Annotated in this window: 19 protein-coding genes, 1 pseudogene and 1 other annotated feature; of the genes and pseudogenes, 9 read left to right on the top strand and 11 right to left on the bottom strand. The window is 48.9% G+C overall.

Features of this window, described 5'->3' with window-relative positions; all coding sequences use genetic code 11:
• A pseudogene (locus Q0991_RS25105) lies at nucleotides 1-97 on the top strand (photosystem Q(B) 2 domain protein); the annotation flags it as partial.
• Nucleotides 98-151: 54 nt separating this feature from the next.
• Here the strand turns inward: Q0991_RS25105 and Q0991_RS07540 are convergent.
• Nucleotides 152-379 carry a hypothetical protein gene (locus tag Q0991_RS07540; RefSeq protein WP_299486966.1) on the bottom strand — a complete coding sequence of 76 codons (228 nt, stop codon included), beginning with the start codon at nucleotides 377-379 and terminating at the stop codon, nucleotides 152-154.
• Between the two features lie 76 nt (nucleotides 380-455).
• On the opposite strand from Q0991_RS07540, the gene Q0991_RS07535 reads away from it, so the two are divergent.
• Nucleotides 456-1,361: an alpha/beta fold hydrolase gene (locus Q0991_RS07535; RefSeq protein ID WP_299486965.1), complete on the top strand. Its 906-nt coding sequence runs from the start codon at nucleotides 456-458 to the stop codon at nucleotides 1,359-1,361.
• A gap of 41 nt (nucleotides 1,362-1,402) precedes the next feature.
• Here Q0991_RS07535 and Q0991_RS07530 read toward each other — a convergent pair whose 3' ends face one another.
• Both Q0991_RS07530 and Q0991_RS07525 read right to left on the bottom strand, forming a co-directional pair.
• Complete coding sequence (locus Q0991_RS07530) at nucleotides 1,403-2,989, bottom strand: serine/threonine-protein kinase (RefSeq protein ID WP_299486964.1); 1,587 nt, start codon at nucleotides 2,987-2,989, stop codon at nucleotides 1,403-1,405.
• Between the two features lie 187 nt (nucleotides 2,990-3,176).
• A complete protein-coding gene (locus Q0991_RS07525) occupies nucleotides 3,177-4,457 on the bottom strand; it encodes an MFS transporter (protein WP_299486963.1) in 1,281 nt (426 codons plus the stop codon).
• 58 nt (nucleotides 4,458-4,515) lie between these two features.
• Here Q0991_RS07525 and Q0991_RS07520 point away from each other — a divergent pair, with 58 nt between their 5' ends.
• A complete protein-coding gene (locus tag Q0991_RS07520; RefSeq protein WP_299486961.1) occupies nucleotides 4,516-5,265 on the top strand; it encodes a sucrose-phosphate phosphatase in 750 nt (249 codons plus the stop codon).
• Nucleotides 5,262-5,885 carry a Holliday junction branch migration protein RuvA gene (ruvA, locus tag Q0991_RS07515; RefSeq protein WP_299486959.1) on the top strand — a complete coding sequence of 208 codons (624 nt, stop codon included), beginning with the start codon at nucleotides 5,262-5,264 and terminating at the stop codon, nucleotides 5,883-5,885. The genes Q0991_RS07520 and ruvA overlap by 4 nt, the downstream gene beginning before the upstream one ends.
• Nucleotides 5,886-6,137: 252 nt before the next feature.
• Here ruvA and Q0991_RS07505 read toward each other — a convergent pair whose 3' ends face one another.
• Nucleotides 6,138-7,577, bottom strand: a complete 1,440-nt coding sequence (locus Q0991_RS07505) for a cobyrinate a,c-diamide synthase (RefSeq protein WP_299486954.1) — start codon at nucleotides 7,575-7,577, stop codon at nucleotides 6,138-6,140.
• Between the two features lie 320 nt (nucleotides 7,578-7,897).
• Between Q0991_RS07505 and Q0991_RS07500 the strand changes: the two genes are divergently transcribed.
• The gene (locus Q0991_RS07500; RefSeq protein WP_299486951.1) at nucleotides 7,898-8,200 is read left to right on the top strand and encodes a hypothetical protein; all 303 of its coding nucleotides are present in this window, start codon (nucleotides 7,898-7,900) and stop codon (nucleotides 8,198-8,200) included.
• A gap of 67 nt (nucleotides 8,201-8,267) precedes the next feature.
• Here the strand turns inward: Q0991_RS07500 and opcA are convergent, their stop codons facing one another.
• The 4 genes from opcA to fbp form a co-directional block, all read right to left on the bottom strand.
• Nucleotides 8,268-9,620: a glucose-6-phosphate dehydrogenase assembly protein OpcA gene (gene opcA, locus Q0991_RS07495; RefSeq protein WP_299486949.1), complete on the bottom strand. Its 1,353-nt coding sequence runs from the start codon at nucleotides 9,618-9,620 to the stop codon at nucleotides 8,268-8,270.
• Between the two features lie 41 nt (nucleotides 9,621-9,661).
• The gene (gene zwf, locus Q0991_RS07490; protein ID WP_299486947.1) at nucleotides 9,662-11,191 is read right to left on the bottom strand and encodes a glucose-6-phosphate dehydrogenase; all 1,530 of its coding nucleotides are present in this window, start codon (nucleotides 11,189-11,191) and stop codon (nucleotides 9,662-9,664) included.
• A gap of 125 nt (nucleotides 11,192-11,316) precedes the next feature.
• Nucleotides 11,317-12,462 carry a transaldolase gene (gene tal / locus Q0991_RS07485; protein WP_299486945.1) on the bottom strand — a complete coding sequence of 382 codons (1,146 nt, stop codon included), beginning with the start codon at nucleotides 12,460-12,462 and terminating at the stop codon, nucleotides 11,317-11,319.
• 46 nt (nucleotides 12,463-12,508) lie between these two features.
• Nucleotides 12,509-13,582: a class 1 fructose-bisphosphatase gene (fbp, locus tag Q0991_RS07480; protein WP_299486943.1), complete on the bottom strand. Its 1,074-nt coding sequence runs from the start codon at nucleotides 13,580-13,582 to the stop codon at nucleotides 12,509-12,511.
• A gap of 615 nt (nucleotides 13,583-14,197) precedes the next feature.
• Between fbp and Q0991_RS07475 the strand changes: the two genes are divergently transcribed.
• The 3 genes from Q0991_RS07475 (at nucleotide 14,198) to Q0991_RS07465 (ending at nucleotide 18,972) form a co-directional block, all read left to right on the top strand.
• Nucleotides 14,198-14,770 (top strand): SMI1/KNR4 family protein, encoded by a 573-nt coding sequence (locus Q0991_RS07475; protein ID WP_299486942.1) that lies wholly within the window; start codon nucleotides 14,198-14,200, stop codon nucleotides 14,768-14,770.
• Between the two features lie 175 nt (nucleotides 14,771-14,945).
• Nucleotides 14,946-17,933, top strand: coding sequence for an FHA domain-containing protein (locus tag Q0991_RS07470; RefSeq protein WP_299486941.1), 2,988 nt, complete (start codon nucleotides 14,946-14,948; stop codon nucleotides 17,931-17,933).
• Between the two features lie 304 nt (nucleotides 17,934-18,237).
• Entirely contained in the window at nucleotides 18,238-18,972 is a 735-nt protein-coding gene (locus Q0991_RS07465) for a hypothetical protein (RefSeq protein ID WP_299486940.1), read from the top strand.
• Between the two features lie 35 nt (nucleotides 18,973-19,007).
• Here Q0991_RS07465 and Q0991_RS07460 read toward each other — a convergent pair whose 3' ends face one another.
• Nucleotides 19,008-19,493 carry a GNAT family N-acetyltransferase gene (locus Q0991_RS07460; RefSeq protein WP_299486937.1) on the bottom strand — a complete coding sequence of 162 codons (486 nt, stop codon included), beginning with the start codon at nucleotides 19,491-19,493 and terminating at the stop codon, nucleotides 19,008-19,010.
• A gap of 55 nt (nucleotides 19,494-19,548) precedes the next feature.
• Between Q0991_RS07460 and Q0991_RS07455 the strand changes: the two genes are divergently transcribed.
• Entirely contained in the window at nucleotides 19,549-19,830 is a 282-nt protein-coding gene (locus Q0991_RS07455; RefSeq protein WP_299486935.1) for a cell division protein SepF, read from the top strand.
• A 119-nt stretch (nucleotides 19,831-19,949) separates the two neighbouring features.
• Here Q0991_RS07455 and rplL read toward each other — a convergent pair whose 3' ends face one another.
• Together rplL and rplJ are read right to left on the bottom strand one after the other, a co-directional pair.
• The gene (gene rplL, locus Q0991_RS07450) at nucleotides 19,950-20,336 is read right to left on the bottom strand and encodes a 50S ribosomal protein L7/L12 (RefSeq protein ID WP_299486934.1); all 387 of its coding nucleotides are present in this window, start codon (nucleotides 20,334-20,336) and stop codon (nucleotides 19,950-19,952) included.
• 45 nt (nucleotides 20,337-20,381) lie between these two features.
• Nucleotides 20,382-20,912, bottom strand: a complete 531-nt coding sequence (gene rplJ, locus Q0991_RS07445) for a 50S ribosomal protein L10 (protein WP_299486931.1) — start codon at nucleotides 20,910-20,912, stop codon at nucleotides 20,382-20,384.
• 46 nt (nucleotides 20,913-20,958) lie between these two features.
• Nucleotides 20,959-21,116, bottom strand: a sequence feature (ribosomal protein L10 leader region).
• Between the last annotated feature and the right edge of the window lie 23 nt (nucleotides 21,117-21,139).

Below are 21,139 nucleotides of genomic sequence, written 5' to 3'. Positions count from 1 at the left end.
AGTTATGCACGAGCGTAATGCTCATAACTTCCCCTTAGACTTGGCTGCTGGTGAGTCTGCTCCTGTTGCTCTCACTGCTCCTGTCATCAACGGCTAATTGGTTAGAGTGTCTAATCATTTAGGCTAATTTGCAATCGGTGTAGTCTGCAGACTACACCGATTGCTTTTGGGGATTTGCCAGATTTGGGTCAAACCAGATCTCTACAAAAAACCCTTCAGGTGTTATACCTGAAGGGTTTTTTGCTGGCTTGTCGTATTGGAGTCGTTTACGGAGCTGTTTGCGTTGTTTTTTCAGTTGTCTCAAGCGGGCAGCAGACCGTTTGGACTTGGTATTGCGTTGCCGACCGCGGCGGGGAGACTCCCAAGATTTCATTCTCATGGCGGCCAATGTATCAGAGTTGTACCCGCTATCCTAGCAAATGTTTAAAATTATTGAGAAGCATCGAGAAACAAATATGGTCACTTCGCTAGCAAATCAATCTCAAGCGGCTAACTGGCAGTGGCAAGGTTTTTCCATTCGATATCAATCTGCAGGGACAACGGGGCCAGCCATCGTTTTAATTCATGGGTTTGGTGCATCTAGTAGTCACTGGCGCAACAATATTGCTGAATTGGCCGAACACCATCGCGTTTATGCGTTAGACCTGATTGGGTTTGGGCAATCATCAAAGCCAACACCGGGACCGCTGGTTTCCGGCCAGAGTATTGTCTATGAGTTCGAAACGTGGGGCCAGCAAATCGTTGATTTTTGCCAAGAAGTCGTGGGCGAAGCAGCGTGCCTTGTCGGCAATTCAATTGGTAGTATTGTGGCGTTGCAGGCAGCAGTCCTAGCACCTCAACGAGCGACCAGTGTGGTCATGCTGGACTGCTCGTTACGGTTGCTACACGATCGCAAACGGGCTGGTTTACCCTGGTACCGAAAGTTCTCAGCGCCATTGTTTCAATCCGTACTCTCTGTGAAGCCGATTGGTCATTTCTTTTTTCATCGGTTGGCCCGACCGCGAACGGTGCGCCAGATTTTGGAGCAAGCCTATGGTAGGACGGCAGCTGTGACCGATGAACTCGTGGATTTGTTGATTCAGCCTGCTTTAGATCCAGGGGCTGCCGATGTTTTCCTAGCCTTTATCAATTATTCCCAAGGCCCCCTGCCCGAAGATTTACTGGCTGAAGTCAGTTGTCCCGTATTGTGCATCTGGGGAGCAGATGATCCTTGGGAACCTGTAGAACTTGCTCGCGAATTAACTCAGTTTCCGATGGTGAAAGACTTTATTGTCCTCGAAGGGGTAGGCCACTGCCCTCAAGACGAAGATCCGCATCAAGTCAATCAGATTGTTCGTAACTGGATTGCGAACGGAACCTAGAACAACAGCCCTTAATAGCCCCTTATCCCTATAGTCGTCTTCTATTGTCGCTGGGGATTGGTTAGTCGGTGATAGGTGAAAGTCCCTCTAACCCCTTGACTAAAGAAATAAATGAGTACTCCTCCGATCCCCAAAGCAAAGACTTTAGTAGCCCCTTCCTCTGGACCAAAGACAGCACTCAAAGTACTCAAAACCCAGTACACCAGCATGAGTACTGCACAAACTCTTATCTTTTTATAAATGCCAAAAGTAAACCCTGCTACCAGTAATACAGCAATCCATAAAAAATCACTGTCTTCTGCTTCTGCTAAAGCGAGGGCACCAATGAACGTGATGATGACGGAAACAAGACCAGCAATCCAGGCCCGTTTTATCTGTTGATGAGCCTCTTCTAACTCGTTCGCGGGGGGAGGTGGTAAGGGAGGTTGGGAAAGAGGATTGCTATAACTAGGGGATTGAATATCTGTAGGGGGGATGCTTGAAGAAGCCTGAGGGCTGGGGTAAGGGGTGAATTGGTGAGATTGTGCATAGTCTGGCGGTTTAAACGGTTCCTGGATATCAGTTGGAGGGACGTTTGATGTAGGAACAGGAGGAGGTGGAGGCGGTGAACCGGGTGGCGTTGACGGATAAGGCATAGGGGGTGGGCTGAGAGCTTGACTCACTCTAGGAGCTTGACTCACTTCAGTTTGCTGGCGAGATTGCTCTAAGCCTTGATCGAGATCTCGTAGACGTTGCAGAATAACCTGGGTGTTGGCAGGCCGGTCTTTGGGTACCCGGGCCATAAGGTCATCTACTAAATTGGCAAAGGGGGGTGAAATGTGAGTTGCAGACTCTCGCCACTGGCATTGGTCATTGTAAGGATCATAAATGCTGCTATCCGTTGGCTCTTTAGCCGTCAGTAGATAGACCCATGTCCGACCCAATGCATAAAAGTCAGATTGCATAACAGCTTGACCATTCATCTGCTCAGGCGGCGTAAACCCCATGGAGTGAATACCGGTTACGCCTTGAGCTCCTTGCTTGGCCATATAAGTTTGCGTTACGGCTCTGACGGCACCAAAGTCAATCAGCACCAGCTGTCCATCCGGGCGCAGCATGATGTTAGAAGGTTTGATGTCGCGATGAAAAAATTGCTTACTATGAACTTCATTCAGAATGGTCATAATTTGCGTCAACCATTCTAAGGCAAGCTGTTCACTGATGGGTCGAAACTGGCGCTGCCTCATATAGTCGCACAGATCCAGTCCTTCGATTTTTTCCATAATCAGGCAGTGCACAGGCGTTTGACTGTCCCGAGGCCAAAAAATAAAATGGCCATCGGTTTCAACATAGGGAATACCAGGATGATGCAGGTGACTGAGAACCTGGGCTTCCCGCGTAAAGAGTTCAACGGCTTTGGGCTGTTGATCGGTCAGCACTTTGAGTACTTTAGGAATGCCACTATTGCTGTTACCTGTCGCTCTGACCACTTCCCGCACTTCGTAGGTTTTGCCAAATCCACCTTGGCCGATCAGTTTGGTAACGCGATATCGACCTTCTAAGAGCAGTTCTGACCCACAGGTTTGGCAAAATACGCTGTTGTCAGAATTATCTGGCTTGGAACAGTGAGGGGCGATACAGAGGGTCATAGCAAGACTTTGATCTCGGCTGTTGAGAGCATATTACTCTCCCATAGTCTGACAAAAAGCTGAGGGATACGTAGAAGTTTAATATTGAAAATCTAAGGAATCATCGTTGAAGTCCAGCAGTTTATGGAAAATAGGCTAGGCTGATTTGTAATCCCAACATTCGCAAAAATGCTATTTCTAGATAAAGCTATCCCTGTGCATGGTCAGATGTCACAGGAGTGGTCAAGGAGATTCCGAGCAGATTATCCAAATGTTTTAGGATAGCAAGGGCTAAACCAATACTGAGGGCAAGCAGTCCCCAATACAGATCGATAAATGGCTGCTGCTGGTCTAGGGCCAGACCGCCTAATGCAGGCCCCAGAAAATAGCCTACTGCCCAACACAAGGAATTAATGGACAGATAAACTCCGCGACTCTCAATGGGGGCTAAATCCGCAACCAATGAGGATGCAATGGGCATGTAGGCGATCGTTGCGATCGCAAGGACTCCCAAACCCAAACTTGCCCAGATCAGAGCGCCTTGGCTCACCAGCCCCGTCATCCCAATTAACAAAAATCCAATGCCCCAGCAGCCGACAGAAACCATCAGCCCCTGAGGATAGGGCCACCGTCGGAGGAAGCGAGCCACTGGCAGTTGACAGGCCACGCTGGCACCCAAGTGCCAGGAGAATAATCCCGTAATCACCACTTCTGAGAGTCCGCTACTTTGCTGGGAAAAATTTTTGAAGTATAGCGGCATGGTGCTGTGGATTTGGGCGAGATAGGTTGTCATCAAGATATTGGCAAGAATATAGGTGCGTAATCGTCGATCTTTAACTGCCAAAAGCCAACCTTGCCAACCATGATGACCCCGGGTATGAGGATGGGAAGTTTCAGCAATGGTGAAATAGACAACCCCCAGAAAAATCACAAAGGAGATAGCATCGATGATAAATAAGGCACGATAGGCTTGAGTCAGCGCAATCCAGCCTCCCCCAAGGACAACCCCTAAGCCTAAACCAGCGCTATCGGCAAATCGGGTAATGGTAAAAGCCTCTTGGCGTTGTTCTCCTTCGCTTAAATCGGCAATAATGGCCTCTGTGGACGGCCAATAGAGGCCCACACTGAAGCCCATCACCACATTACCGAGGACGAGCATCCAGAACGATTGTGCGATCGCAATCAGACTAGCTGCGATCGCAGAAATGGACAGCGACAATAGCAAGGTGCGTCGGCGTCCCCACCACTGGGAATCCGTCATTGCTCCACTCAACACTCTGCCCACCACGCCTGAGATAGAGGCACTTCCAATTGCAAAACCAACGGAGGTAGCGGTCAGCCCGACTTGATTCACAAAGAAAATTTGTAAGAAATACAGCGTGAACCCGGTGCCCATTTGTGAGAGTAACCGTCCCACCGCTAAAATCCACACCTGTCGGTCCAGAACTGGGATCCACTGGATCCACCGCTGCCAACTGGAAAATTTCATTATGTTAAGCTTTCTCAGAATAATAGACTAAACATTAGGGAGTGTTTTAGGAACTATTGTGACAAAATTTCTCTTGATAACGGATTTAGACAATACCCTCGTCGGTGATCGACCTGCTCTGGAACAGCTCAACCAAACGCTGATGCAAGTTCGGCAAGCGCAAGGACTGTTGCTAGTCTATTCCACAGGACGTTCCTTAACCTCATTCAACCAATTGCGGTCCCAAGAACCAATGCTGGTTCCAGATGCCCTAGTGACGTCAGTGGGAACTGAGATTTACTATGGCGGCAGCACAACCCCTGATCCAGATTGGTCAGAAAAACTCAACCAGGGGTGGCAACGCGAAGATGTGTTGTCAATTACCGCCCACTTTAATGATTTAGTGTTACAGCCCGAGGCGGAACAAAGCCCTTATAAGGTCAGCTTTTTTCTAGAGCCCTCCTTAGCGACGGATCTATTGCCTCGCCTAGATGTCGCCCTCCATATTCGAGGTCTAGACGTCAAGCTCGTGTATAGCGGTGGGAAAGATCTAGATATCCTGCCCCTCCACGGAGATAAGGGACAAGCGATGCAATACTTGCGGGGACAGTTTGGCGTCACAGCAGAGCAAACCGTTGCATGTGGCGATTCGGGCAACGATCAAGCTTTATTTAGCACCGGTCAGGAACGCGGCATTATTGTTGGTAATGCTTGCCCAGAATTGTTGCAATGGCATCAAGAGAACGGCAGTGATTACATCTACCTAGCTACCGCAAACTGTGCGGGCGGTATTTTAGAAGGACTTCGTCATTTTAGTTATGTCAAATGATTGGTTTTCTGCAAGGGCATGTGGTCAGTCTTCAGCAAACTGGCAACCGCACCGTGTTGACCCTGGCGGTCAATCAGGTGGGCTATGACCTTTATGTCCCAGGACGAATTCGCCAGCACCTGCCGCTGGATCATGAAGTAATGCAGGTGTTTACTCATTTGCAAGTTCGTGAGGATCAACTGGTGTTATTTGGATTTGCATCTGTGGCGGAGCGGGATCTGTTCCGTCAATTGATTGCTGTGAGTGGGATTGGTCCGCAGTTGGCATTGGCCTTAATCGATACCTTGGGGTTACAGGATCTGGTTCAAGCCATTGTCAATAGCAATACGAAGCTACTCGCTAAGACTCCTGGGGTTGGTGCGAAGACGGCGGAACGCATTGCCTTAGAGCTGCGGTCAAAATTGGCGGAGTGGCGCGATCAGGCGGGTTTAAAGACGTTACCAAGTGCAGGGCCCATTGATAGCGTGCAAGAAGATGTAGAAATGACGCTCTTGGCCTTGGGATATACCAGCCAGGAAGTGATGCGAGCATTACAGGCTGTGGGGCAAAACACGGCGTTGGCCAAAAATGAAGATACCGAAGCGTGGATTCGAGAAGCCATTGCCTGGCTCAGTCAATAACGATGCATTCAACGTGCTGTCATCAGGGGCTTTATATAAACGGATAGGTGTTTCAGAATATTGGGTGGTCGATGTTCAGGTAGGGAAAGTCACTGCGTTTGAGATTGCTAATGGCCGTTGTGGTCAGATTCAAGACTCTGTCATATTGCCAGGATTGGCAATTAATATAGTGGAGGAGGCTTTGCGACGCGGACAGTTCAGAAGATGATGGGGTGATCAATCGCTGGCTCTTGGAGTTGTTCGCTCCAATGGCTAAAGATGCTGCGTTCTATTTTCCGGTCCATCCATATCATGCCTAAACGACTGGCATTGCTGGAGAAAACGTTGAGGGAGTTCCGGGTGATGCCCCCAATGGAGATGGAGATAGGATGCATGCAGGTTGTAGAGATGCCAACCTTCCATTTGGGGGAGAGTGGCTGCTGACGGGTTGGCTGCAAGGGTATAGATTGGATTCTCTGCGATGTGATCGAGTTGGGAGTGGTGGAATTCATGACCCCATACCGTTGTGCCTGCGGTCAGGAGAGGGGTATCTTGGGTTGCGATCGCACACCGATACCCCAAGGTTAATCGCTTCGTCATCTTGACGTTGGTCGGCAGCACACCGACCATTGGTAATGAGTGCCCTTCCAGCGTTTGTAAGGATTCACAGAGATACATTAGCCCGCCACATTCTGCATAAGTGGGTAACCCAGCTTGAATCACGTTTTTAAGAGCCTGCCGAACGGCGAGATTCTGCGATAACTCGACAGCAAACATTTCAGGGAAGCCGCCCCCGAGATAGAGACCATGAATATTGATAGGGAGGGCCTTGTCGTTGATGGGGCTCCAATACACCAGCTCTGCCCCCAACTGCCTTAGCTGATCCAGGTTATCGGCATAGTAAAAACTAAAGGCAACGTCCCGTGCGATCGCAACCCGAATTGCGCTGGACGGTTGGAGAGAATGATGAGGGCGTGTCTGGGGGGAGATATACGGTGCTGGTAATGGTGGAACATCTTGAGGGCGGGACGAGGCAGATGTTGCCAACAAGGGCAACAAGACTGACCAATCAAAACAACAATTGCCAACAGTTGCTAACTGCTGCAATAACCCTTCAGTGCCTTCTAATTCTTCGATGGGGACTAAACCCAAATGACGATTGGGGATATGGATGGAAGGCTGTCGCTGCAAAACGCCCACAATCCTAACGGATAGCGGTTGTAAGGCCAACTTTAAACTTTGCAGGTGGCGATCACTGCCCACACGATTGAGAATAACCCCTGCGATTTGGATCTGAGGATCAAAGGAGGTGTAGCCATGGACCAAGGCAGCGATGGAGTCCGATAGACGACTACAGTCTAGGACGAGGGCAATGGGTAGATTAAGCAGCCGAGCAATATGGGCGGTGCTGCCTCTACCGTCTTGGCCGATGGCACCATCAAATAATCCCATCACCCCTTCAATCAAGGCATAGTCTGACTGCCGCGTATGGGTTTGAAAGAGCTTCTGAATGTAGTGATCAGACGTGAGGATGGGATCTAAATTGCGGCAAGGACGATGGGTGACCACCGTGTGAAACATTGGATCAATGTAGTCCGGTCCAACTTTGAAGGATTGAACAACCCCGGGTCGGGCTTGTAAACTCGCTAGGATAGCAGCAGTGATAGTGGTTTTACCCACACCACTGCGATCGGCAGCAATCACTAGTGACATTTATGGCCCTCTTGGAAACGGTATCGCTGCATCTTAAATCTGCTGTGCCAGCGTACAACATCTATGCTCGGCAAGGGAACTCTCTCAAGAGGATTGATCATCGGTGTCTTCCCGTAGTTTCAGGCGGCTCACGGGGCATCGACCTTGAAAAAAAATAAAGAAATCAGTGATCCTACGGTGTTGGGTTTTTATTAAACCCACTATTGTCAGACTTAAAGGTGAGACTTTTATCACTGGGAAAGCTCCGGTATGGGTCATTGGCAACTGTACTGACTCTTGGAGCCGTCGTTACGCAAGCATTTATTTCCAACGGGGGAACTATGGGAATATCCATTTGTCCGAATTGGCAACTCGGTCAATTATTTTTGGAGCAAAGACCTCAAGCTCGCAGGCACAAAACCCACCGCTACGATCAGGGTCAGCTTGGAACTGAATTCTTTCTTGAAACTAGTACCGATTCTTCGGTCAGCTACATGACGGCGCAAGGCCCTGCTGTTCGCCCAGGCGATTATATTGACATCGCTAGCCCAGAAGGACACCTCAAATTTCAGGTTGACGAAGTCGAATATTATAGTGATCCAGCCGATATGTGGATGGCCCAGCTGTATCCCTTAACAGCATAAAGGGATGCTCAGGGAGAACTTCATATGAATATCGCTTCCTCTCGTTTATGAAATGATTGAGAGGGGGTTAGCTTGATGCAAGCTTTAACATTTGTGCTGTAACAGCGAGGCTTTCTGAGTACAACACATCTTGATCCCAGCGTTGTAATTGCTGGCTTAGCAGGGTCTCAGAGGATTGATCTTGCAACGGAGTGACATGTTGAATGCGGCAGGATTGGGCACCGCCTCCTGCTTCCATGCGCATACAGCCTTTCGTTTCTGAACAAAGAACTGTACAGCAATCAGCCTGTAAATTAGTGGAGGCTAGTTTCAAATCAATCAGGTCTCCCGCAACTTCTCCAGGTTGGGTGGGTATCGCTGCAAGTTCTGCTTGAATAGTGCGCTGCTCAGAATTAACAAATTGAATCCGTCTCAGGTCATAGTCGCCACCTTCGGCGGTGAAGGCGACCGGCTGCCACTGCAGGCGACTCGCTAACCAACCTAAAAACATCAAAGCTTGTGCAGGGTTCCCTTTTTCATAATCTAGAGTGACCCGATCAACCTCATTGAGGGCAGCTCTTCTGGCAGGCGGATCAAAGGCTTCGGCGGTCAATTCTTGCCATGCCGCTAACCGTCGCCAGTTTAGGTCAACAATATTCGTCCCTTGGATCAGTAAGTCTTGCAAATGAATCAACTCAGATTGGGCATCTAGATATTGGCTAGAATCCACAATCACGGCGGTGCTAGAAGCGGCTAACCGCTGGAACAGCTCCATATTGGCGGCGGGAACAGCTTTCCACCATAAGAATTTGGGGAGTCCCCCAATCATCAGAGATTGGACCAGACCACCGACTCGATCAAGGGCTGCTTCGGTACCTTTGAGGGAAATATACTCACAGCAAATCAATGAGCTGCGGTTTTGCTTTTTGACGGGGCAGTAGGCAGACAGCTGGGCTAAGACACCTTCATCTTCCCCTCCCATGGGAAAGAGAGAGATGACGCGGCAGGGACTTTGGCTTGCGATCGCATCTGCAATACCCGCTCCCCCTGCATCCAACACATAGCCGTCATCCTGAGTCTGACTGATCTGCTGCTCCGTCATTGCTTGGCGCAGTTTAGCCAGGGTTTCAGAATTGGGCTTGCCGGTTTCTGCCAACCCAAATTTTGTTTGGGCCGATCGCAAGGCGGCTTCCATCCGGGGACCATAAATGCCATCCACCGGGCCAGTGTAGAACCCTAAAGCCGCCAACAGCTGCTGAGTTTCTTCGGGTTCATAGACGACCAAGCTAAAGGTGGCTGCCCGAGTCGCGGTGGGAAACATCCCCCCATTGCCAGAGGAATTGTAGCTGGTCCAAATTTTGCTTAATTCCGCATTAATATCATTGAGCGAAACGTCCTTCGGGGCTTGCAAAGAGACGATGGGAGCAGATGTTGTAGTCATAGGGCGAAGAATATGGAGAACTAAGTGCGCATATTAAATATCTAGAGTCGTCGCCAGCGCCGACCATCGCGGTTGAGCAATAGCTCGGCAGCTTCGGGTTCCCAAGTCCCGGCTTCGTAAGTAGGAACTAAAGCGGGGTCTGTAGGGACTTCCCAGGCTGTTAAGGCAGGGGTTAGTACCCGCCAAGACTCCTCAACTTCATCCCCACGGGTAAACAGGGTTTGATCACCGAGCATGGCGTCTAAGAGGAGGCGATCATAGGCATCTCCAGTCGACTGGCCAAAGAAAGAACCATAGCTAAAGTTCATATCCACGGAGCGGGTTCGTAGGTCGGGTCCTGGCATCTTGGCTTCAAATCGCAAGGAGATCCCTTCATTAGGCTGGATGCGCATGGCTAAAACATTGGGATTTGCCTGCTGGGCAGCGGATTGAAAGATTAAAAATGGCACTTGGCGAAAGTGGATAGAAATCTCCGACACCTTTTTGGGCAAACGCTTGCCGGTGCGCAGATAAAAGGGCACTCCTTGCCAGCGCCAATTGTCAATCAGCAGCTTCAGGGCCACATAGGTGGGGGTGGTGGATTTAGGACTTACACCAGGTTCTTGGTGATAGCCAGGCACCTGCTCACCTTTCATCCAGCCTTGGGTATATTGGCCGCGAATGGCGGAGTTTTCGAGGTTATGAATATCGGCCAATCGCATCGCTTGGACCACCTTCACTTTCTCCGTACGAATTGCATCGGCATCCAGAGAGTTAGGGGGTTCCATCGCCGTTAGGCAAAGCAGTTGCATAATATGGTTCTGCACCATATCCCGCAGGGCACCAGAGGTTTCGTAATAGCCTGCTCGTTCTTCTACCCCAACGGTTTCCGCCACGGTAATTTGGACATGATCAACAAACTGCCGATTCCACAGGGGTTCAAAAATGGCATTGGCAAACCGGAAGATCAGCAAGTTCTGAACGGTTTCCTTGCCTAGGTAATGGTCGATCCGATAGACCTGGTTCTCAGCGCAGACTTCCTGGACGACCTTGTTGAGGGATTGGGCTGATCCTAAATCCCGACCAAAGGGCTTTTCAATCACCAGCCTCGTTTTAAGGGGATCTGCCAACATCTGGGCGGCTCCCAGTTGCTGAATCGCTTCGGCAAAGAACTTGGGAGAGACCGCCAAATAAAACACCCGGTTGCCCATGGTGCCGCGACGGCCATCCAGTTCTTCTAGACGAGTTTTCAGCTTTTGATAGGCTTGGGGATCGTCCATATTGCCGGGGCAATAAAACAACCCTTCGGCAAAGCTGTTCCAGACCTCTTCCGACTGAATCCCATCCGAAAATTCTTCAATCCCTTCGCGCATCTGTTGCCGGAAGTAATCATCGCTCCACTCCCGTCGAGCAACCCCGACAATAGTTAGTTCTGCGGGTAGGCGACGCTGTTGTTTGAGATGGTAGAGGGCGGGAACGAGTTTTCGTTGGGTGAGGTCACCAGAGGCACCAAAGATCACCATAATTAGGGGCTCGGGTGTGCGTTCTTGGCGGAGCCCCACGCGAAGCGGATTTTCAGCAAGCGTAACCATAGGCTGGGCAAACAAAGGGGGGGTAGGTGAACTTGGAAACTGTGAAAATCAAAACTTGGCACCAGCGAATTTGAACGTCTCGGCAACGCCAAATCCGCCAGGCCCAACTTAAGTCATCAAAGTGTCTATACGGTGGTCAACCGCTGGACCTTTTCTTCTAAAGAGTCTAGTAAGGAGCTGAAAGGCTGCACAAATTTGTCAATTCCTTCCGATAGCAATTCAGCCATCACTTGATCCAGATCGATATTGATTTCGGCATTAGAGAGGTTGGCGATCGTCTCATAGGCTTGCTCGATCCCTTGCTCCACGCGATTGGCAACATCACAGTGATCGGCACAGGCTTGGATCGTATTGGGGGGCAGAGTGTTCACGGTATCCGGTCCAACCAGCTCATCCACATACATGACATCGCTGTAGTCTGGATTTTTAGTGCTAGTGCTGGCCCACAGGAGGCGTTGGATATTCGCCCTTTGGGCTGACAAAGCCTTCCAGCGGTCAGTTTGGATAATCTTTTTGTATTCCTGATACGCAATCTTGGCATTTGCGATCGCAACTTTGCCTTTTACCTGAGCAATTTGGGTCGCCAGATGAGACTGATCCGAGCTGAGAGCCTTGAGCTTAGCGTCGACCAACCCATCGACTTTAGAGTCAATGCGGCTAAGGAAGAAGCTGGCGACGGACGCAATCTGGCTAATAGCTTCACCTTTAGCAGCGCGCGCTTCTAAGCCGCGAATATAGGCCCAGGCGGTATCAATATAGCTTTGGACTGAGAACAGCAAGGTAACATTAACGTTAATGCCATCGGCAATCACCTGCTCCACTGCAGGTAATCCGGCGGGTGTACCCGGAATTTTGATCATGACGTTTTCACGACCGATCTCCCGGTGATACCGGCGAGCTTGCTCAATCGTGGCTTGGGTATCGTTAGCAATGTTCGGCGGAACTTCAATGCTGACATAGCCATCTAGACCTTGGGTTTGGTCATAAATGGGCTTAAAAATATCGCAGGCATTGCGAATATCATCAAAGGTCAAAGACTCATAAATATCCAGAACCGACTTTCCTGCTTTGATCCCAGCTTCAATATCAGCATCATAGGTTGCGTTACCGGCAATCGCCTTTTCAAAAATGGCGGGATTAGATGTGATCCCACGAATACCTTGGTCTTGGGTCATTTGCTTCAGCTCACCCGATTCAATTAAATCGCGGCTAAGATTGTCCATCCAAATACTTTGGCCAAAGGTGCTAATTTCTAGGAGATGATTAGTCATAAGAAACTCCGTAATCAATTTATTTCAAATGTTTGCCAGTTCTGCGTTAAGTCTTAAGCGCGAGTTCTTCTTCAGCCTGTCTTTCTCGGTCTTCAATAAAAGATTCAACTAAGGCCACATCCTCTGTACTGCCAATAATCAAAGGCGTGCGGGCATGGAGATGATCAGGAACAACATCGAGTAATGAAGATTGGCCAATACTCGCCCGTCCCCCCGCTTGTTCCATCAAATATGCCAAGGGTGCAGATTCGTAGAGGAGTCGTAGCTTACCATCAGGATTTTTCAGGGTTCCGGGGTAGATAAACACGCCGCCTTGAAATAAGATGCGATGAAAATCGCCCACTAAAGCCCCGCTGTAGCGAGCTGTATGGCCTTCATGGCGGTGCACATAGCGAGTAAAGTCTCGTAGAGCGTCTTCCCATTGCCAGAAGTTACCCTCATTGACGCTGTAAACCGGACCATGTTTAGGGATGGTGAGGTTTTCAGCGGCCAGAATAAATTCTCCTAGACTTGGATCGAGAATAAAAACATGAACCCCTTTGCCAATGGAATACACCAAGACTGTACTGGGACCATACAGAATATAGCCGGCGGCGATTTGCTGATGCCCATCTTGTAAGAGATCCTGTCCCGTATGGTCGGGATCGTTGCCGACTTGCTGACGAATGGAAAAAATAGAGCCGACATTTAAATTCACATCGACGTTAGAGGACCCATCAATGGGGTCATACAGCAATGTATATCGACCAATGGGGCAGTTTTCAGGAATGTAGTAGGGCTTCTCCATTTCTTCGGAGGCTAAGCGGCAAACGAGGCCACTCTGCTTGAAAGCAGCAATGAACACTTCATTGGCATAAATGTCCATTTTTTTGACTTCTTCGCCCTGGACATTGATATCCCCCGTAAAGCCGAGAGCCCCTTCTACTAACCCTGCTCGACTGAGACGGCGGGCAATCAGTTTGCCTGCCAACCCAATTCGGGTCATTAAGGCACTCATATCTTGAGCTTCTGGGCCAAAGCTCTGGAGATGTTCTAAGACATGACGGGACAGAGTGGTGCAGTCCCGATCAAGGGCAAAGTCGTAACTCAGTTCAAGCGGAGTGCTGTCAGAACTATTCATTTGAATTCCCCATAATGGGTGTTGGACAGCCCTGTTGCGTGGGGTTCTGCCTCTATACCTCCCATCTTAAGAAGGCATTCTGAAAATGGCCTGAGTCTTTAGGTGAACTACAGAATACCTTTATATTCTGCGACTTTAGCTATCCTTATTCCCATGTATCCAGTTGCCAACAATACTGGTTCACATTGCTGTTTTATCTTGGTGAGAAGGAATGATGGCATCCGTTATTGGGATGGATAAAAAAGTCGCTCAGGCAACTGTACTAGAAAGTGCTGCGGTGTACAAGAACTAAATCTTAAACGTTTGCACCAGGCTCAACACTTCTTATGGCATGAGGAAGGTTGATGAAACTTTGGCTTTATTTGAATCTTTGAAACAAGCAAGCCCAGGTCTTTTGAAATTATGTTCGTCAACATCGGTATTGGATCAGCCCATTATGGACATTACCAGAGTGAGAACTTTGGTTCCACCGAGTTTGGGGCTGTTGAATTTGCTATCGAACTAATTAGCCTTAGGATCAAAATTACAAGAGCGCAGTGGCATGCAATGGTTACATGCTTCCATCCACCAGAATAGAATGTTATGCGACGGTGTGACGTATCACCTGATAGTTAGATGTCAAAACTAATTTCGGCACTAGAAAGCATAAGTTCTTGGTATCACAAGCATGAATCACGATCTGTTTTCCGTTCTGGGCTTTCTCTTGATGCCATTGATCAAATTGTAAAGGCGTTGCCGTTTACAATACCCGACGAAATATATGAGCTTTATGAGTGGTGTAACGGCACATTAGAGAATGATGGAATTGCATTTAATCTTTTCTATTTTTTACCCCTGGAAGAAGCAGTAAGGCTTCGTACTGATAAGCATGGGTTGAATGAAGGAATTGAAGAGATACCAGACGATCCGAGATGGTTGCCTATTTTTCAGTATCCTCACGCATGGGCATTTTATATCGTTGTTCTGGGTGACAAAGAAGAAAGCCCTGTGTGGCTTTATGATACCGAGTTTGATAAGTACGAGCTTTCTTACGATAACTTGACAAATATGCTACTGCACTGTGCTGACTGGTTATCAGTTTCAGAAAATGGGGAAGTACATCCTAAACTGGATGGACGTTTGCAAGTCAAATACCGTGTACGTGAATCAATACTTCCATCTGATCTTAAATGGGCTGAGCATAGATAAGGGACTTGACCTAATAAATGGGAGCATGTCATTGCCCTGATCTGCAAGGAATGATCGTTATCGTCTATAGGCTGCAATCTATTGTGAAGATTATCTCTATTTCGAGCAAAAAATAGCCTAGGCTTTTGAATGACTGCCTTTAAACTCTAAGCAATAATTCTATCCTTGCCCCATCATGCCTACTGCCTTTGCTCAGCTTCATGTCATTACCGATGGCGAAGAGAATAATCGAGAATTTCGGTTAACTCAAGCGCCCTTTAGCATTGGAGCTGATGCAGATAACTCACTGGTCTTGAACAACTCAGGTGTTCTGCCGCACCATGCAGAAATTTTGTGGCAAGCCGATCATTATCTCCTGAAGTTGCTGGGAGATAAGGACACACTCCGAGTCAATAACAAGCCTCTTGTTTCGAGAGACTCTGTCCAACTCCATCCTGGGGATGAAATTCAGATTGGCAATACGGTCATTCACTTTCGAGAAATTCAGGGGACGGGTGTATTTGCCCATGAGTCAGCCTTACCGGGAACGGTCGTTAGCCAAACCCATTGCGATCGCGTTTTGCAAGTCACGACTTCTAAATGGACCCAAGACTTCCCCCTCAACCAAGAAACCCTGACCCTAGGCCGACATCCCCAGTGTGATATTGTCATCGATTTACCCGTGGTCTCTGACCGCCACGCCCAATTACATTGGGAGAATGAGACCTACACCATTCGCGACTTAGAGAGTAACCACGGCCTCACCTTTGCCGGAGATCGGATTCAGAAGAAGGCGCTTCAGGATGGAGATTTTTTTTCGATTGCAGATCAGGTCACCCTGACCTATCAGGTGATTCCGCAAACCGATGTGATTGAACAGGTCGAAACGCTGGTGTTGCGGGATCTACAAAGTCTTAGCTTTGGCCGTGATCCACGCAACACCACAGTGATTGATCACCCGGTCGTTTCCCGCTTTCATGCGCAAATTGACCTGAAAGGTGGTACCTGGGTGATTGAAGACCTCCATTCATCGAATGGAACTTATGTGAACGGTCGGCAGCTTCGTAACCCTCAATCTCTCCGCCCCGGAGACACGATTCGCATCGGTCCCTATCATTTTGTCTTTAACTTTGACGAAACCCTGATTCAGCAGAATGACTCAGGTAATCTTCGCCTCGATGCGGTTCATCTGAGTAAGGTGGCTGGCAAGAAAAATATTCTCTTAAACGATATTTCCCTGTCCATTTTGCCCCAGGAATTTGTCGCGGTGGTTGGCGTGAGTGGCGCGGGCAAATCGACCCTCCTCGATGCCCTCAATGGACTGCGCCCAGCCACAAGTGGTTCGGTCTTAGTCAATGAACAAGATCTATATAAAAACTTCAATCTTTATCGCACGGAATTGGGCTATGTTCCCCAAGACGATATTATCCACCGTGAATTGACCGTCAGTCAGGCCCTAGATTATGCAGCCCGCCTGCGTCTCCCGGCTGATGTGACTCGGGCTGAGCGCAAACAGCAAATTCAATCTGTCCTTCAGGATTTAGAACTACGGGAACGGGAGCAATTACGGGTGCGTTCCTTAAGCGGAGGCCAGCGTAAACGGGTCTCTATCGGCGTGGAGCTATTAACTCAACCCAGCTTGTTTTTCCTAGATGAGGCCACCTCTGGCCTGGACCCTGGCACCGAAACGTTGATGATGCGCTTATTGCGACGATTGGCGGATCAAGGGCGAACGATTCTTCTGATTACCCATGCCACTAAAAATGTGATGGTGTGTGATTTGGTCGTGTTTTTGGCGAAGGGGGGGCGGATTGCCTATTTTGGACCCCCTGCCGAAGCCCTGACCTATTTCGGGGTAGAGGATTTCGATGAAATCTATCTCAAGGTCGAAGGTGAGCAAACCCCTGAAGCGTGGGAACAGCAATATCGCCAGTCCACCCTCTATCAGACCTATATCACTCAACGCCAGGCCAGTTTATCGGTCCCCACAACCCCTCAAAAAGCGAAATCAAAGCCGCCTCAACCGCGAACCACAGCCATCTCGGGCTGGCGACAATTTGCGATTCTGGCCCAGCGCAATTGGACGATTTTGCGCCAAGATCGGGCCAGCTTAATTCTGATGTTGGCCTTGGCTCCTATCCTGGGACTGCTGGATTTCGTCATGTGGCAACGCCCCATGTTTGATGTTACCAACGGCGATCCAGGTCAGGTCTTCACCCTGTTGTTTATCACGGTCTTGACTGCCGTGATGGTCGGTAGCTTGGCGATGATGCGGGAGATTGTTAAAGAACGAGAAATCTATCGCCGTGAACGGATGATTGGGCTAAAGATTTTGCCCTATGTGTTCTCTAAGGTTTGGCTGAGTGTCCTGTTAGCCCTCTACCAAGCCGCCATCTTTTTACTGACCAAAGTATTGGCCGTGAACTTGCCGGTGGACTGGCAGGGTCTGCTGGGGATGTATGTCACCCTCTTCTTGGCGACCTTAGGCGGCATGGTGATGGGCCTCTTTGTTTCTGCCTTAGCGCCGAATCAGAGTGTGGCCCCGCTGTTGACCATTCTATTTCTACTCCCCCAAATCACCTTCTCTGGCGCAATTATCTCCCTGGATTCCTTAGGGACTCCTGGACAAGTCTTGAGTCAACTGACGGTCACCCGCTGGTCTTACGAGAGCTTAATTACCCTGTCGGAAGCTGGCAAGGATATTGCGGGTGACGCCTGCTGGCAACTGTCTTCCGAAGAACGCGAAAATTTAAGTGATACAGACAAGGAAAAATGCCAATGTCTGGGGCCAAAAATGTTTACCCAATGTACGTTTCCAGCCCTACGCCAAGAATATGATCCAGCGGTGGATCAACCTCAACCGACTAAACCAGAAGATCCAGGCGATCCACCCCAGTTAACAGCCGACAACCGGGCTACCTTTGAAGATGAGATAGAGGACTATAACGATAAGGTTAAGGATTATCGGGATAAATTGGATAGCTGGCAAGATCAGTTTAGTGATTGGCGTGAGAAACGGGGCACTGCGATCGCAGCTGCAGAACTCTTAGTCGAACGGTTTCATGAAAAGGCTGGCACCGCATTTGCGGTTAATGTGGGTAAACATTGGCTGAAATTAGGAATAATCATGGTGGGGATGCTCAGTCTGGTGGTTTTTATCCAGCATCGTCAAGATGTCATCTAATTTTGATAAATATATGTAAATTTAGGTTTCAAACCACCGATATTCATCGGCTTCGATTGAAGAAAAAGCTATGTTAGATGGGGTGGTCCCATGCTGACATCCTCTGAAAGATAAAGAAAGTCGCGTTCTACATCTGTCGGTTGTGAACCGTTTGAACCATTATCAATTTTAGGCTTCAGTTTTAACTTAAATATTTTTCTCTAAGCCTAGGCCTACAGATATGGAATGCTATGCGATTCAATGCGCACAGAGGCGGGCTGCGTTGAATCGACTGCCGCCATAGCTCAATTCACAGGGCACTCCTATGCACGACGACAGCATCATTCCCCCTTCTGTTCCCAGACTAAAGACACTCGTTGAGTCCGAGCTAAACGGTAATCGATGGCAAGATCAGTTATTACCCGTTGATACCGTTTTAATGGAGGAAGACGTCACCGTCTTACGACAGGAATTAGAAACGGCCCATAATTTATTGCAATACCAACAGCGTTTAATTGATTCTTTAACGGAGCAGTTAGTCGGCTCCGAAGCCCACCAGGCGCAACTGGAAAAAGAGTTAGAAAATGCTGAACGCGGGTCTGATCGAGAAGCCGAAAAGCTAAAAGAATTTCAGTCAATTTGCCAGGACCTGCGATCGCAACTGCGTCGCCAGCAAGCCCGGATTTGTGAGTATAAAACGGTTCTAAAAAATAATTCCAACACATTTGCCCCCAACGCCAAAGTTGCACCCCGCCAAATGGTTTCCTTCGGATATGCCACCGTTGCGGTGGATGCTCCAATGATGGCCTCTTCATCCGCGGTATCCCCCTGGTCAGCAACCGATCCAGTTAGTTTTTCCAATGCGTTTGCTATCTGCTGTCGTAAGCTTGCCGCCTTAGGCTTAGAGAACACCTCTGCAGCACAACAGCATGACCGTGCAGCTTTACCAGCATCTCAGCCTTCAATAGAAACCGAGACCAAGCAACCGCTGACTGTGGATGTAGGCCCCAACGCTTATCGGTCTTCTCCACCCCCCGAACTGCCCAGCTTTATTCGCTAAGTAGACCAGATCCCGTAACCTTCGTCAGTGATATATCAATCCATCGCGTCTCCAATCGGGTTTGGAGTTTCAGGGCAATACATAAACACAATCGGCACTCGCAACAGCGTTTTAGCGATTCTGGACAGACCGAACTTGCGTTTAAGGGAGCGGGGCAGGGCCTGCCACTCGACGATTTGAAACCCCATCTGCTGATAATACTGGCACAAGTGCTGCCCTAAACATTCAAGATAGAGGGGTTGGGAAGCGTATTGAATCAAGTGCTTCGCTAAGATAGTTCCTAAACCCTGCCGTCGATGAGTGGATTTAACCACTAAACTACCCAGTTCCTGAGCGCCTGGAAAGACGCGGAGCTGACCACAAGCGACAATCGTTTGCTCCTGTTCAATGACCCAAAATTGAGACCATCGAATTTGGGTTGGATCCAGCCGTGCAGACCAGACCAACCGCCGAATTGGGCCAATATCGGTGGCAAGGGCAGGGCGCAATTGACAATCTTTTGGCAGTAAAGGCTTCTGCATATTGGCAAGTTGCGCTAGTTTATACGGTAATGACCAAAGGAACAGGTGAGCAAGTATGACTAACCTACTGCCACTTCCTGGGATATCCAATTATACAATTGCTGTTTTGACCCCCCAGACGTTTGACGAAACCGCACAGGCTGTTGATGCCCTCAAGGCGGGAACCGTTATCTTATTGAATTTTGCCAGCTTGGGGACTGAACTGGCTCAACGATTTGCCGATTTTGCGTCCGGCAGCACATGCGCTATCTCAGGAAATCAACAACAACTCGGCCATCACATCTATCTATTTACGCCCCCCACCGTCGAAATCATTACGCAATTAAAGGCCTGCTAAATTACATAAAGGCTTGCTGAGAAAATTATTCTCAGCAAGCCTTAGACTGGGACAAGAATTGGCAAGATGCAGTTTAGCGACCTGGTTGCAACAAGCAGATCGGTAACGGCAAAGACTGCTTATTTGAGGGCAACCTTACCACCCGCATCTTCCAGGCTCTTTTTGGCCTCTTCGGCATCGTCTTTAGACACGCCTTCCTTGATAGCTTTAGGAGTGGATTCCACCATTTCTTTGGCTTCTTTCAAGCCCAAACCAGTCAAGGTGCGGACCACCTTCAGAACGGCAATCTTCTTATCGGAAGGCACTTCTTCCAAGACAACATCAAATTCAGTCTTCTCTTCGGCTTCTTCAGCAGCAGCCCCTGCAGCGCCAGGCGCAGCCATCATGACACCTGCAGCAGGCGCAGCGCTGACCCCAAAGGTCTCTTCAATTTGTTTGACTAAATCAGCGGCCTCTAGGAGAGTCAAAGATTTCAACTTTTCCAGAATTTCTTCAGTTGCAGACATGGTTCACTTCCTTTTTTGTATTCAATAGTTTTTTCGAGAATGCGATCAAGCAGCTTTATCAGAGTCTGCATGGGCTTGTAAGGCCCGAGCCAGGGAAGCCGGAACTTCATTGATACCCACCGCAACCTTGGCCGCCACAGAGTTGATGGCACCAGCAATTTGAGCCATTAAGACTTCCTGGGACGGGAGATCACCGATGGCCTTGATATCCTCCTTGGAAAGGGGTTGGCCATCCATGACGCCGCCCCGGAGTTCCGTCTTCTTTGTTGCTTTTTGAAAGGCTTGGTAAGCCTTAATGGCCGCGCCCAAGTCATCCTTAATCAGCAAAAAAGCAGAGGAATCGGACAACCAGTCTGATAATGGCTCCCATTTCTCATCTCCTTTGATCGCTCGACGCATCAAAGTGTTTTTAGTGATTTTGCACTGAGCGCCAGCGGGTCGCAGCTGATTACGCAATTCAGTAATCTCAGCAACGGTTAACCCGTGATAGTCGATGACAATCGTCATCACCGTATCACTCAGGTTTTCTTGCAGCCCTGCCACAATTTGCTTCTTATCTTCTAGGGTTCTACCCATTCTTCTGTTCACCTCCTTAATCGGTACATAAAAACGAAACTTATAGCTCCCTATAACAAAAGACCTTGGTTGTGGGGAGGGCCAAGGTCTTTTGAGAGTAGCGACTTAAAACACACGGATGGCGTTTAAGTGAAACATTTCAAAACCTCAGTAGGCTATTAAGCATGTAGCCCCTACTATCTACGGTCTTTCGATATTCAGTTTAGGGATTAGACAATGGCACTGTC

Source organism: Acaryochloris sp. IP29b_bin.137 (assembly GCF_028285745.1).
In the GTDB taxonomy this organism is placed as follows: Bacteria; Cyanobacteriota; Cyanobacteriia; order Thermosynechococcales; family Thermosynechococcaceae; genus Acaryochloris.
The sequence above is the reverse complement of the archived record's forward strand: the minus strand, read 5'-3'. Positions and strand labels throughout refer to the sequence as shown.